Below are 11947 nucleotides of genomic sequence, written 5' to 3' on the forward strand. Positions count from 1 at the left end.
CCGCTCCCCTACCCCCAAGGGGGAGGGGAGCGGAGAGGCCGAGGCGAAATAGACGCGGACTTTAACTAGCGCTGCGTTCAAGCGGTGCTGACTTGAGACGAGTATCGAAATGAAATTCGAAAAGACCCCGGGCTGGCTGGATTGGTACCAAGGCCCCTCGAAGCCGGCCTTCAAGGTGCCGCCGGGCGCGGTGGATGCGCATTGCCATGTGTTCGGGCCGGGCGACGAGTTTCCGTTCGCACCGGAGCGCAAATACACGCCGTGCGACGCGTCGAAGCAGCAGCTCTACGCGCTACGTGACCATCTCGGCTTCGCCCGCAATGTCGTGGTGCAGGCGACCTGCCACGGCGCCGACAACCGGGCGATGGTCGACGCGCTGATCAATTCGGGCGGCAAGGCGCGCGGCGTCGCCACGGTGAAGCGCAGCGTCACCGATGCCGAACTGCAGGCGATGCATGAGGCCGGCGTCCGCGGCGTCCGCTTCAACTTCGTCAAGCGGCTGGTCGACTTCACCCCGAAGGACGAACTGGTCGAGATCGCCGGGCGCATCAAACAGCTCGGCTGGCACGTGGTGATCTATTTCGAGGCGGTCGACCTGCCCGAGCTGTGGGACTTCTTCACCTCGCTGCCGACCACCGTGGTGGTCGACCACATGGGCCGCCCGGACGTCACCAAGCCGGTCGACGGCCCCGAGTTCGAGCTGTTCGTCAAATTCATGCGCGAGCACACCAACGTCTGGTCGAAGGTGAGCTGCCCGGAGCGGCTCTCGGTGTCCGGTCCGCCGGCGCTGAACGGCGAACAGAACGCGTATCGCGACGTCGTCCCGTTCGCCCGCCGCATCGTCGAAACCTTCCCGGATCGCGTACTGTGGGGAACCGACTGGCCGCACCCGAACCTGAAGGGCCACATGCCGGACGACGGCCTGTTGGTCGACTTCATCCCGCACATCGCCCTGACGCCGGAACTTCAGCGCAAGCTACTGGTCGACAACCCGATGCGGCTGTACTGGCCGGAGGAGAAGTAATTCACTGCCGTCATTGCGAGCCACCGGGTCCGGCCTTTGGCCGGCCTGATGACAAGCTCCGCGAAGCAATCCAGAGCACTGAGCACTGAGTTGGATTGCTTCGTCGCTTCGCTCCTCGCAATGACGAACCATAACCAAATTCCAGAGGAGACCCCGCGATGCCCCTCGACAAACCCTACAAGGACGTGCCCGGCACCACGATCTTCGATGCCGACATGTCGCGCCAGGGCTATCATCTCAACCAGTTCTGCATGTCGCTGATGAAGGCCGAGAACCGCGCCCGCTTCAAGGCGGACGAGCGCGCCTATCTCGACGAATGGCCGATGAGCGAGGAACAGAAGCAGGCGGTGCTGGATCGCGACCTCAATCGCTGCATCGCGCTCGGCGGCAACATCTACTTCCTCGCCAAGATCGGCGCCACCGACGGCAAGAGCTTCCAGCAAATGGCGGGCTCGATGACCGGAATGACCGAAGAAGAGTACCGCAACATGATGGTCGGCGGCGGCCGCCCGATCGAGGGCAATCGCTACGTCGGGGAGAAGAAGTAATGGCCCGTATCACCGCCAGCGTTTACACCTCGCACGTGCCGGCGATCGGTGCGGCGATCGACATGCAGAAGACCGACGAAGACTACTGGAAGCCGGTATTCAAGGGCTATGAGTTCTCCAAGCAGTGGCTGAAGGACCAGAAGCCCGACGTGATCTTCCTGGTGTTCAACGATCACGCCACGGCTTTCAGCCTCGACCTGATTCCGACCTTCGCGATCGGCACCGCGGCCGAGTATCAGCCGGCTGACGAAGGCTGGGGACCGCGGCCGGTGCCGAAGGTGATCGGCCATCCGCGGCTCGCCGGTCACATCGCCCAGTCGGTGATCCAGGACGATTTCGACCTGACCATCGTCAACAAGATGGATGTCGACCACGGCCTCACCGTGCCGCTCAGCCTGATGTGCGGCGAGCCGCAGGCTTGGCCCTGCCCGGTGATCCCGTTCGCCGTCAACGTCGTGCAGTATCCGGTGCCGTCGGGCCGGCGCTGCTACATGCTCGGCCAGGCGATCGGCCGCGCCATCCGGTCCTATGACGAAGACCTCAACGTGCAGATCTGGGGCACCGGCGGCATGAGCCACCAGCTCCAGGGGCCGCGCGCCGGCCTGATCAACCGCGAATGGGACAACGCCTTCCTCGACCAGCTGATCAACGATCCGGATGCGCTGTCGAAGAAGCCGCATATCGACTACGTCCGCGAAGCCGGCTCCGAGGGCATCGAGCTGGTGATGTGGCTGATCGCGCGCGGCGCGATGAGCGATGTCTCAGGCGGCCCCAAGCCCAAGGTCGCCCACCGTTTCTACCACGTCCCGGCCAGCAACACCGCGGTCGGCCACCTCATTCTGGAGAACGCCTGACATGGCAAAGACGATCAAGGTCGCCCTCGCGGGAGCGGGTGCGTTCGGCATCAAGCATCTCGACGGCATCAAGAACATCGACGGCGTCGAGGTGGTGTCGCTGATCGGGCGCCGGCTGGAGCCGACCCAGGAAATCGCCAAGAAGTACGGCATCGAGCACGTCTCGACCGAACTGTCCGACGCCCTGGCGATCAAAGAGGTCGATGCGGTCATCCTCTGCACGCCCACCCAGATGCACGCGCAGCAGGGCATCGACTGTTTGCGCGCCGGCAAGCACGTCCAGGTCGAAATCCCGCTGGCGGATTCGCTGGCGGACGCGCAGGCGGTGGTCGATCTGCAGAAGCAGACCGGCCTGGTGGCGATGTGCGGCCACACCCGCCGCTTCAATCCGAGCCATCAGTACGTGCATAAGAAGATCAAGGCCGGCGAGCTGAACGTCCAGCAGATGGATGTGCAGACCTACTTCTTCCGCCGCACCAACATGAACGCGCTCGGCCAGCCGCGCAGCTGGACCGATCATCTGCTGTGGCACCACGCCGCCCACACCGTCGATCTGTTCGCCTATCAGGCCGGCTCGCCGATCGTGAAGGCCAACGCCGTGCAGGGACCGATCCATCCCGATCTCGGCATCGCGATGGACATGTCGATCCAGCTCAAGGCCGCCAACGGTGCGATCTGCACGCTGTCGCTGTCGTTCAACAATGACGGCCCGCTCGGCACCTTCTTCCGCTACATCTGCGACAACGGCACCTACATCGCCCGCTACGACGATCTGGTGAACGGCAAGGAAGAGAAGATCGACGTCTCCAAGGTCGATGTCTCGATGAACGGCATCGAGCTGCAGGACCGCGAGTTCTTCGCCGCAATCCGCGAAGGCCGCGAGCCGAACGCCTCGGTCGCCCAGGTGCTGCCCTGCTACCAGGTACTGCACGATCTCGATCAGCAGCTCGCCAAGGGCTGATCCTTTCGCACCTACTTCGCCGCATCGCTGCGCAATGGCCGGGCTCGTCCCGGCCATTTTTCTTTGAAGCGCGGGACCATCGGCGCGCACGCAGTCCGGCCTTGTGTTTCCAAAGTGGAACCTTAGCTGCATCATGACGGTTGTCTTGGCGGATACCGAGACACACCCGTCAGGCGGAGGATACAGATGCAGAAGCGCAAATCCTTGTGGTCGTCGGGCGGCCGGACCGTCGCGATCGTCACCGCTATGGCGCTGGCCGTGCCGGCGCTCGAGCCGACTGCGGCATTCGCTGCCGCTCCCACGACCAAGCTTCAAACCGCTGCACCGGCGACCGAGGCCGCTCCGCTGACCGATGTCAGCGCGCGGAAGCGCCGCTACGCCCGGCGTGGCGGCAATGGCAATGCCGCGGCTGCCGCAGCGTTTGTCGGGATCGTCGGCACCATCGGAGCGATCGCTGCCGCGCAGGCGCAGCGCGACGCGTATGAGAGCCGGTACCGCTACTACTATGGCGGCCCGGGGTATTACGGGGGACCGCGCTATTATGGCGCACCCTATGGCCCGCGACCGTACTACTACGGCTATTAACGCACCGAACCGACGCTCAGGCGTGCTCATCCTGCCTCTAAGGTTGGATATCGCGCCTGAGTTGCGTTAACACGACTGACATCGAAATCAGCTAAGCTGTTGAAATGGCTGATTCGCTTGAGCGCCTTTATCACGCCGTGCTCGCGGCGCGGGATCTCGATCCAGCGACGTCGCGGACGGCTCGGCTGTTTCAACGCGGCTCCGGCAAGATGGCCAAGAAGCTCGCCGAAGAGGCGATCGAAGTGGTGATCGACGCCGTCAACGGCAACCGCGAGGCGGTGATCCGCGAAAGCGCCGACCTGCTCTACAATCTCACGGTGCTATGGGCTTCGGCCGGCGTGCGCCCGGAAGACGTCTGGGCCGAGATGCGCCGCCGCGAGAACCTGCTCGGGATTGCCGAGAAGCTGCCGAAGACGCGCATCGGCAAGCCGCCGACGCCGCATGCCGCTCGGCGCCCCGTGGTCGCGCAGGACGCCCGCGCGGTGCGCAAGCGTCACTGAACTCACGTCCTCTCTCCACTCGGCCTCCGGCATCCCGTTCTCCAGCATCTGTGCCTTTTGCGCCATGGACAAACCGGCGACGGAATGGTTGATCGCGCTCCATGCTGCGCAAAATCTACGACTGGTGCATCGACGCCGCCCACAAGCCCTACGCCCTCTGGATTCTCGGGCTGGTCTCGTTCGCGGAGAGCTCATTTTTTCCGGTGCCGCCGGATGTGATGCTGATTCCGATGTCGCTGGCGCGGCCGCAGCGCGCCTGGTTCTACGCGGCGCTGTGCACCGTGACGTCGGTGGCCGGCGGCGTGGTCGGTTATGCGATCGGCGCCCTGCTGTACGACTCGGTCGGGCACTGGCTGATCCAGCTCTACGGCTATGGCGACAAGGTCGAGGCGTTTCGCGCCGGCTATGCCGAATGGGGCGCCTGGATCATCCTGCTCAAGGGCCTCACCCCGATCCCCTACAAGCTCGTCACCATCACGTCGGGCTTTGCCGGCTACGACATCTGGCTGTTTATCCTGTTCTCGATCATCGCCCGCGGCGGCCGTTTCTTCATCGTCGCGGTCGTGCTGAACCGCTATGGCGTGGTGATCCGCGAGCAGATCGAGAAGCGGCTCGGCCTGTGGGTGACGATCGGCGCCGCGGTGCTGGTGCTCGGCTTCGTCATCGCCTTCAAACTGGTCTAGCGGGGACGGCGAATAGCCTTCTCTCCGCCGGCGCATCGGCGTAGGCTGGGCCATGCCCATCTCGAACCGCAGCTTGCGCTGGCGCCTCGTGCCGCGCCGCGTCGGCATTTTCACAGCCGCAATATTCGCCACAGCTCTGCTCGGCGGCCCCGCGCTGGCGCAGAATTACGCGCCCCCGCCGCCGGCCGACCGGCCTCCGCCGCCACCTCCACCGGCGCGCTCGGACAATCCGGGCCTGGTCGATGAAATCCAGAAGCTATTGAAGACGCCGTCGTCGCTCCTGCCATCGACGTCGCTGCTGCCGTCGTTCGGCAGTGACAGCAAGGACGCGCCGCCGCCTCCGCCGCCGAACCCACCACCGCCGCCACCACCGAGTCCGGCAGGCCCACCTGCATCGTCACAGGCAGCTTCCCCACCGCCTCCGCCACCTCCCGGCGGCAGGCCGCCGCCCACTCCGCCTGCGCCGCCTGCTCCGGCTGCATCATCGGCGCCGATCGTGCCCTCGATGGTGAGCGGACGTCAGGTCTGTCCCGCGGCGCCGGGCAGCGGTGCCGACTGCCAGGCGGCAGCCGACATCCTGTGCCGGTCGAAGGGCTATGGCGGCGGCAAGAGCCTCGGCGTCGATGCGACCGAGAAGTGTTCAGCCAAGGTGTTGATTCCCGGGCGGCCGCGCGAACCGGGCGATTGCCGAACGGAAAATTTCGTCACACGGGCATGGTGCCAGTAGTCAGCGGCTGACCACTGCGACGAAACGTGCGCTTGCGCCGAAACGCTACGAATTCGCCAAATCCCACCTTGCAGGTCTGTTCCTCGCTTGCTTTTGTGTCGCCGCGGCCGCGCCGCCAAACACAACAAACAAGGAGAAACTCGAAATGCCCATGCCTGCGTTGTTCAAGGGCCGCCTCTCGGTCCCGGTGATCGGCTCACCGTTGTTCATTATTTCGGGTCCCGAGCTGGTGATCGCGCAATGCAAGGCAGGCGTGGTCGGGTCGTTTCCGGCGCTCAATGCGCGTCCCGCCGCGCTGCTCGACGAGTGGCTGCACCAGATCAAGGAAGAGCTCGCCGCCTACGACAAGGCGCATCCGGAGCGTCCGTCAGCACCGTTCGCCGTCAACCAGATCGTGCACAAATCCAACAACCGGCTCGATGCCGACCTCGCGCTTTGTGAAAAGCACAAGGTCCCGATGCTGATCACCTCGCTCGGCGCCCGCGAAGAGCTGAACCAAGCCGCGCATAATTGGGGCGGCATCGTCTTCCACGACGTCATCAACCAGAAGTTCGCCCACAAGGCTGTCGAGAAAGGCGCCGACGGCCTGATCCTGGTCGCGGCGGGCGCCGGCGGCCATGCCGGCACACAATCGCCGTTCGCCTTCGTCACCGAGACGCGCGCCTGGTACAAAGGCCCGATCGCGCTGTCCGGCGCGATCGCCAACGGCCGCGCGATCCGCGCCGCCCGGGTGCTCGGCGCCGACTTCGCCTATATCGGCTCGGCCTTCATCGCCACCAAGGAAGCCAACGCCGTCGACCGCTACAAGGAGATGATCACCACCTCCGGCGCCGACGACATCGTGTATTCCAACCTGTTCACCGGCGTGCACGGCAACTACCTGAAGCCGTCGATCGTTGCGGCCGGCATGGACCCGGACAATCTCGAACAGTCCGATCCGTCGAAGATGAACTTTGGCACCGACGAGGCCGGCGAGCGCGCCAAGCCGAAGGCCTGGAAGGAAATCTGGGGAGCCGGCCAGGGCATCGGCAGCATCAACGACGTGCTGCCGGCCGGCGAACTGATCGCCCGCTTCAAGAAGGAATACGACGAGGCGATCGACCCGCCGCTGTGAGGCGATAACCGTCGTCTCCTCTGCTACTCCCGTCATTGCGAGGAGTGAAACGACGAAGCAATCCAGCTCCGTGCACCGCGCCCTGGATTGCTTCGCTTCGCTCGTAATGACGGGAGCTTCGATCTCGTCAGCTCAGCTCGTGGAAGTCACCGCATGGACTCCATCTATCGCATCGACGGCATCAATATTGAAACCAGCCCGAACGCGGCCGGACCGTGGGATCCGACGATGCAGCACGGCTCTCCGCCGTCTGCCCTGGTTACTTACCTCGCCGAACAGATCCCGACCCCGTCGCCGATGCAGATCTCGCGGGTGACCGTCGACCTGTTGCGCCCGGTCCCGGTGGGGCCGCTGACCTACCAGACCGAAGTACTGCGCGAAGGCCGCAAGATTCAGCTCTGCGCCGTGCGGCTGCTCTCGAAGGGCGTCATCGTGGTCGGCGCTACCGTGCTGAAGATTCGCGTCGCCCCGCCGGATCTGCCGGACGATATCGAGCATCCGCCGCTCGACGTGCCGCATCCCGACGACTGCCCGGTGCTCGACCCCGGCTTTACCCGCAATCCGTTCGTCGGCGGCATGTCGCTGCGCAAGGTCTATGGCGGCTTCGGCGAGATCGGCCCCGGCGCAACCTGGTATCGCGCCGACCGCGCCCTGGTCGAAGGGCAACCGACCTCGCAGGCGATGCGCGCGGTGGTCGCCTCTGACTTCAGCAACGCGACCTCGTCGATCCTCGACTTCAAGCACTGGACCTTCATCAACGCCGACCTCAACGTGTTCTTCGCACGGCAGCCGGTCGGCGACTGGGTGCTGCTGAATTCCGAGATGTGGTTGGGGCCGGACGGCGCCGGGATCGCATCGTCGAAGCTCGCCGACGTCCACGGTTATTTCGGGCGCGCGATCCAGAACCTCGTGGTCGAACAGCGCTGAGCTGACTGCGCAGGCCTGTGGATAGCAGGGATCACTCCAGGTATTTCAACGAGGCGGCCAAGCCCTCAGAATCAGTTTAACACCGCATTAACCATCCTGGCACATCAATAGGGCCGCCGCGATGCGGGGCCCTTTCGACGACTGATCCTGCATCGTTGGCGTACACCACAGCCGAAGTGGACCTCGCCATGCTGCATGTCGAAAAGACTTTCGCGACCCTCGACGAACTCCGCATCCGGGTCGCTCACGCGCTGCATCGCCATCCGCTGTGCCGCGACGTACGCTTCGAAATCGTCGGGACACCGCGTACCCGCAAGGGCGGCAACTGGACGATTAGTATCCAGTCGGTCGCGCCCGATGCGCTGTGGGAAGCTTCCGAGATCGTCGCTGATATCCAGGAAGCCTATGAGCTGGCCGAGATGCCGATGTATGCGGCAGCCTGATCGACGGCACGGGGCACGGAACCAGGCGCCCCGCGGAACTGCTCATAGTTACCACTAACAGCCATATTTCCTCTGCATTCTTGCGCGATACGAACCTCTATTCGTCGCCGCGACGGAGATCAGCTTGACCAAGACCGTCACTCTTTCTGCGCTGGTGTGCGTGCTCCTGGCGAGCGCGTCCGCTGCCAGCATTCTGGCCCGCGCCAGCGTTCCCGCCGCGGGACTGGCCGGCGTGGCCGCGGTCGAGCGTCCCGTCAGCAACCGTGAATTCAAGGCCGACAAGCTCGAAGTCGCGCTGCAGCCGGACGAAGCTGAGGTTCAAGCCGCGCAAGACCAGCCCGCCGACGATCCGGCCGCGACCACCACGGCGGACGCGACCGTGCCGGCCAAGCCGCTGCAGCTCGCCTACGCGGCCGATGATCTGCCGGTCGCAGCAATCCCGGAGGCCGCCCCTTCGGAGCAAAGCGTCGCCGCGCCCAAAGCAGTCACCAAGCTGCCGCCGGTGATCGCCACGACTCCCGTCCAGAAGCCAAAGCCGAAGCCGGCTGCGAAGGAAGCACTGCTCAGCGACGGCCAGATCGCACAGATCAAGACCCGCCTCAATCTGTCGTCGTCGCAGGAATATTATTGGCCGTCGGTCGAGCAGGCGCTGCGCGCCATCGGCCGCAAGCTGCATGCGACCGCGCGCGGCCGCGACCGCAGCACCCCGGCGATCGATCCGGACAGCGCCGAAGTACAGCAGCTCAAATACGCCGCGATGCCGCTGCTGTTCCAGCTGCGCGAAGATCAGAAGCAGGAAGTTCGTAAGCTCGCCCGCGCCATGGGCCTCGAGCAGGTTGCACAACAGATCTGACGCAGATAGCAGCGGCGCGAATGCGCCTCTGCTCATGTTAGCCAGATTACTACTACGCAGCGGTTTCCTGGGCTTCCCGCTCCGGCCAATTCGCAGGCCGACCGGGCACCAACTTCAGCCCTTCGACGAAGTGATCGACCCAGGTGCGATCGACGAACGGCAGCCAGTCCAGAAAGCGTTTGGAGAAGTTCGGCTTGATGGCGAGGAGCTCGTCGCAGGCGATCCGTGCCGCGTCGAGCTGCCCCATCCGTACCAGCGCGTTGATCTTCAGAACATGGGCGTACCAATAGGCAGGGCGCCGTGCCAGCGCCAGCGTGGCATGTTCGATCGCTTCCGGCCATTGTCCCAGCATGGTGTAGGCGAGCGCCAGTTCGCCCAGCGAATAGAAGATATTGGGATCGTTCGACGACAGCCGCATCGCCGTCTTGAGCTGAACGATCGCCCGATCGGGCTCGCCGGCGAGGTTGAAGCAGCCGCCAAGCTGAGCGTGCGCCAGCGCCAGGCTCGGCGTCAGCGTGATCGCCTGCTTCAGCAGGTTTTTCGCTTCGAGGGGATGCCGCAGCCACATCTCGGCGATGCCGGCCAGCATGAAACCGCGCCCGTCGTCGGGATCGGCCAGCATCGCCTGCTGCGCCAGCTTGCGCATCCGCAGGATCTGATCCTGTGGCTGGCGGCCGGCCCAGATCGACCACGCCAGCGCCGCCGTCGCCTGGATCAGCGCTTCGGGCGAGTTCGGATCAAGCGCCAGCGCTTCGGCGAACAGCTTCTGCGCCATTTCGGAATCGGCGCGCGTCAGCCGGTTGAGATGCCAGCGGCCGCGCCAGATCAAATCGCTGACGCCGAGCTTGTCCTGCCGTTTGCCGCGAATGCGGATCTGCTCGGCGTGGTCGATCCGGCTTTCGAGCTGCGCCACCAGTTCGTTGACGAACTGCACAAGCTCGTCATGCGCCGCCGGGGATTGCAGCGTGAACCGCCGCGACCATAGCGAATAGCCGGTGATCGCCTCGGCCAGCGAGGCCGACACCCCATAGGAGTCGTAGGCGCGATACAGCCGGCCCTCGACGAGGTACTGCGCCCCGAGGCGCTGGCCGATCAGCTTGCGGTCGTCCCGCTCGGTGAACGAGAAACTGGAGTTGCGCGAGATCACCGGCAGCCAGCGGATGCGCGACAGCCCGACGATCAGTTCCTCGCCGATGCCTTCGGCCACGTAGTCCAGCGCCTCGTCCCCGGTGGCGTTGGCGAACGGCAGCACCGCGATCGCGGGCCGGCCGGCGAAGCCCACCGGCGGCGTCGAGATGTCGACGATATGGGTCGGCAGCGTCGTCGCGCCGCCGGCCACCGCCGAAACCACGATATCGTTCGCGGGCGGCACAAGGGCGTCGCGCTGCTCACGCAGCCATTGGCCGAATCCAAGCTCGCTCGGAATATCGACACCTTCCAGCAATTCTCCGACCGCCCGGCCAGGACGCGCGGCAAACAGGTCGATGTCGATCAGGTCGGTACGAAGACGTACGCGATCGCGATCGCTGAGCAGCAGCTCGGCACCGTTCGCGTTCAGCAGCTTGCGCAGGTTCGATAGCTCGCGGCGCAGACTGCCGGCAGCTTCGGCCTTGCGCCGACTGCCCCACAGCCGGTCTTGCAGCCAGCCGCGGGTGCGCGCGCCATCACGCGACAAGGCGAGCATTGCGACGACGGCGATGCCCTTCTTGCTGGTGATCTCGACCCGGCGCCCGCTGGGTTCCGTGAGTTCGAAGGGTCCAAGCAGCCGAAGCGCGTACCGCTCCGAATTCGCCGCCGTCATCCCGTATCCTTCCTGCCTCTCCGGTCAAAATAGCACTTTTCACGCGTCTATCACGCCATTTTCACGATGGGGGCCCATCGATAAGGAGGCGGAACTCGACCCAATAAGGGATTATGCAAGATGTCTCTTGACCGATTGAAAAATTGAGGAACAAAGAGACATGTACCGTCGGTTGCATGCGGGCGAGCAGGCAACGACATGCGAGTGCATCGTATGTGAAACGGCGGAAGATACGGGCGGGGTTATGGTTGGCGTGTCTGGAAGCGAGCTCCACCAGGAGCTTCTGTTCGCGTTCGGCGGCGGCGAGCGCGATGTTACCGTGGCCCTGCTCGACGGTTTGGTCGACCGCACCCATGATTGTTTCATCGGCGCGCCCCTCAAGCCGCTCAACACCGCAGTCGCCCAGCACACCGGCGACGACGCCCCCCCAAGCGCCCAAGCCACCCATCTGGCCAGCCTCCTCTTCGGGCAACCCTGCCGGTCGGTGGAAGGCATCGCGCCGATGTGCCGCGGGCTGCTAGCACCGATCTTCAGTGATGCCCGATCTGTGTGCGGACAGGCCGATCTGGCCGACGCGATCACGCGGGCGCTCGATCATGGCGCCGACATTATCCTGATTGGTGCCGGAGCGTTCGAACGCCCCTGGTATCCGGGCTTCGCGTTGGCGGACGCCGTCGCCAAGTGCAACGCCAGCAACACGCTGATCGTGACCAGCGCCGGCAGCAAAAGCTGCACCACTCTGCTCCGTCGTTGCGGCGCCTTGAACTTGCTGCCGGTCGCAGCCCTCGACAGCGTCGGCCAGCTCCTCGGCGGCCAATGCCGCGACCTCGGCGACATCGGAATCGCCATTCCCGGCACCAGCGTATCCGGCGCGGCCTTGGAAGGCCGAGTGGTGCAGCGAAGCAACCCAAATGTGGCGGCGGGGAT

The 11947-nt window shown here is 64.8% G+C and carries 14 protein-coding genes; 13 read left to right on the forward strand and 1 reads right to left on the reverse strand.

What is annotated here, in order from left to right; genetic code table 11:
- Positions 1–109: 109 nt before the first annotated feature.
- From VRZ08_RS24785 to VRZ08_RS24840, 12 genes are all read left to right on the forward strand, one after another.
- Complete coding sequence (locus VRZ08_RS24785; protein ID WP_414534223.1) at positions 110–1024, forward strand: amidohydrolase family protein; 915 nt, start codon at positions 110–112, stop codon at positions 1022–1024.
- 158 nt (positions 1025–1182) lie between these two features.
- Positions 1183–1572: a protocatechuate 4,5-dioxygenase subunit alpha gene (gene ligA, locus VRZ08_RS24790; protein WP_107346236.1), complete on the forward strand. Its 390-nt coding sequence runs from the start codon at positions 1183–1185 to the stop codon at positions 1570–1572.
- Entirely contained in the window at positions 1572–2426 is an 855-nt protein-coding gene (locus VRZ08_RS24795; RefSeq protein ID WP_414534224.1) for a class III extradiol dioxygenase subunit beta, read from the forward strand. The genes ligA and VRZ08_RS24795 overlap by 1 nt, the downstream gene beginning before the upstream one ends.
- A 1-nt stretch (position 2427) precedes the next feature.
- Positions 2428–3387 (forward strand): Gfo/Idh/MocA family oxidoreductase, encoded by a 960-nt coding sequence (locus VRZ08_RS24800; protein ID WP_414534225.1) that lies wholly within the window; start codon positions 2428–2430, stop codon positions 3385–3387.
- Positions 3388–3573: 186 nt separating this feature from the next.
- On the forward strand, positions 3574–3972 hold the full coding sequence (locus tag VRZ08_RS24805; protein ID WP_414534226.1) for a hypothetical protein: 399 nt from the start codon (positions 3574–3576) through the stop codon (positions 3970–3972).
- 104 nt (positions 3973–4076) lie between these two features.
- Positions 4077–4472, forward strand: a complete 396-nt coding sequence (hisE, locus tag VRZ08_RS24810) for a phosphoribosyl-ATP diphosphatase (RefSeq protein WP_414534227.1) — start codon at positions 4077–4079, stop codon at positions 4470–4472.
- 101 nt (positions 4473–4573) lie between these two features.
- Positions 4574–5155, forward strand: coding sequence for a YqaA family protein (locus VRZ08_RS24815; RefSeq protein WP_414534228.1), 582 nt, complete (start codon positions 4574–4576; stop codon positions 5153–5155).
- A 52-nt stretch (positions 5156–5207) separates the two neighbouring features.
- Positions 5208–5882: a hypothetical protein gene (locus VRZ08_RS24820; protein ID WP_414534229.1), complete on the forward strand. Its 675-nt coding sequence runs from the start codon at positions 5208–5210 to the stop codon at positions 5880–5882.
- A 145-nt stretch (positions 5883–6027) separates the two neighbouring features.
- A complete protein-coding gene (locus tag VRZ08_RS24825) occupies positions 6028–6996 on the forward strand; it encodes an NAD(P)H-dependent flavin oxidoreductase (RefSeq protein ID WP_414534230.1) in 969 nt (322 codons plus the stop codon).
- 153 nt (positions 6997–7149) lie between these two features.
- Positions 7150–7923, forward strand: coding sequence for a thioesterase family protein (locus VRZ08_RS24830; RefSeq protein ID WP_107346753.1), 774 nt, complete (start codon positions 7150–7152; stop codon positions 7921–7923).
- A 188-nt stretch (positions 7924–8111) separates the two neighbouring features.
- Positions 8112–8366 carry a hypothetical protein gene (locus VRZ08_RS24835; RefSeq protein WP_414534234.1) on the forward strand — a complete coding sequence of 85 codons (255 nt, stop codon included), beginning with the start codon at positions 8112–8114 and terminating at the stop codon, positions 8364–8366.
- A gap of 124 nt (positions 8367–8490) precedes the next feature.
- The gene (locus VRZ08_RS24840) at positions 8491–9219 is read left to right on the forward strand and encodes a hypothetical protein (protein ID WP_263989930.1); all 729 of its coding nucleotides are present in this window, start codon (positions 8491–8493) and stop codon (positions 9217–9219) included.
- Between the two features lie 52 nt (positions 9220–9271).
- Here VRZ08_RS24840 and VRZ08_RS24845 read toward each other — a convergent pair whose 3' ends face one another.
- The gene (locus VRZ08_RS24845; protein WP_414534232.1) at positions 9272–11020 is read right to left on the reverse strand and encodes a hypothetical protein; all 1749 of its coding nucleotides are present in this window, start codon (positions 11018–11020) and stop codon (positions 9272–9274) included.
- Between the two features lie 160 nt (positions 11021–11180).
- Between VRZ08_RS24845 and VRZ08_RS24850 the strand changes: the two genes are divergently transcribed.
- Positions 11181–11947: peptidase (locus VRZ08_RS24850; protein ID WP_414534233.1), on the forward strand; the 767-nt coding region annotated here is incomplete at its 3' end.

The organism is Rhodopseudomonas sp. G2_2311 (genome assembly GCF_047501505.1).
Taxonomy (GTDB): Bacteria; Pseudomonadota; Alphaproteobacteria; order Rhizobiales; family Xanthobacteraceae; genus Rhodopseudomonas; species Rhodopseudomonas palustris_H.

What these genes read in the sequence shown, in the direction of transcription:
- VRZ08_RS24785 (WP_414534223.1), top strand. Translation starts at nt 110, where the DNA reads ATGAAATTCGAAAAGACCCCGGGCTGGCTGGATTGGTACCAAGGCCCC.
- ligA (WP_107346236.1), top strand. Translation starts at nt 1,183, where the DNA reads ATGCCCCTCGACAAACCCTACAAGGACGTGCCCGGCACCACGATCTTC.
- VRZ08_RS24795 (WP_414534224.1), top strand. Translation starts at nt 1,572, where the DNA reads ATGGCCCGTATCACCGCCAGCGTTTACACCTCGCACGTGCCGGCGATC.
- VRZ08_RS24800 (WP_414534225.1), top strand. Translation starts at nt 2,428, where the DNA reads ATGGCAAAGACGATCAAGGTCGCCCTCGCGGGAGCGGGTGCGTTCGGC.
- VRZ08_RS24805 (WP_414534226.1), top strand. Translation starts at nt 3,574, where the DNA reads ATGCAGAAGCGCAAATCCTTGTGGTCGTCGGGCGGCCGGACCGTCGCG.
- hisE (WP_414534227.1), top strand. Translation starts at nt 4,077, where the DNA reads ATGGCTGATTCGCTTGAGCGCCTTTATCACGCCGTGCTCGCGGCGCGG.
- VRZ08_RS24815 (WP_414534228.1), top strand. Translation starts at nt 4,574, where the DNA reads ATGCTGCGCAAAATCTACGACTGGTGCATCGACGCCGCCCACAAGCCC.
- VRZ08_RS24820 (WP_414534229.1), top strand. Translation starts at nt 5,208, where the DNA reads ATGCCCATCTCGAACCGCAGCTTGCGCTGGCGCCTCGTGCCGCGCCGC.
- VRZ08_RS24825 (WP_414534230.1), top strand. Translation starts at nt 6,028, where the DNA reads ATGCCCATGCCTGCGTTGTTCAAGGGCCGCCTCTCGGTCCCGGTGATC.
- VRZ08_RS24830 (WP_107346753.1), top strand. Translation starts at nt 7,150, where the DNA reads ATGGACTCCATCTATCGCATCGACGGCATCAATATTGAAACCAGCCCG.
- VRZ08_RS24835 (WP_414534234.1), top strand. Translation starts at nt 8,112, where the DNA reads ATGCTGCATGTCGAAAAGACTTTCGCGACCCTCGACGAACTCCGCATC.
- VRZ08_RS24845 (WP_414534232.1), bottom strand. Translation starts at nt 11,020, where the DNA reads ATGACGGCGGCGAATTCGGAGCGGTACGCGCTTCGGCTGCTTGGACCC.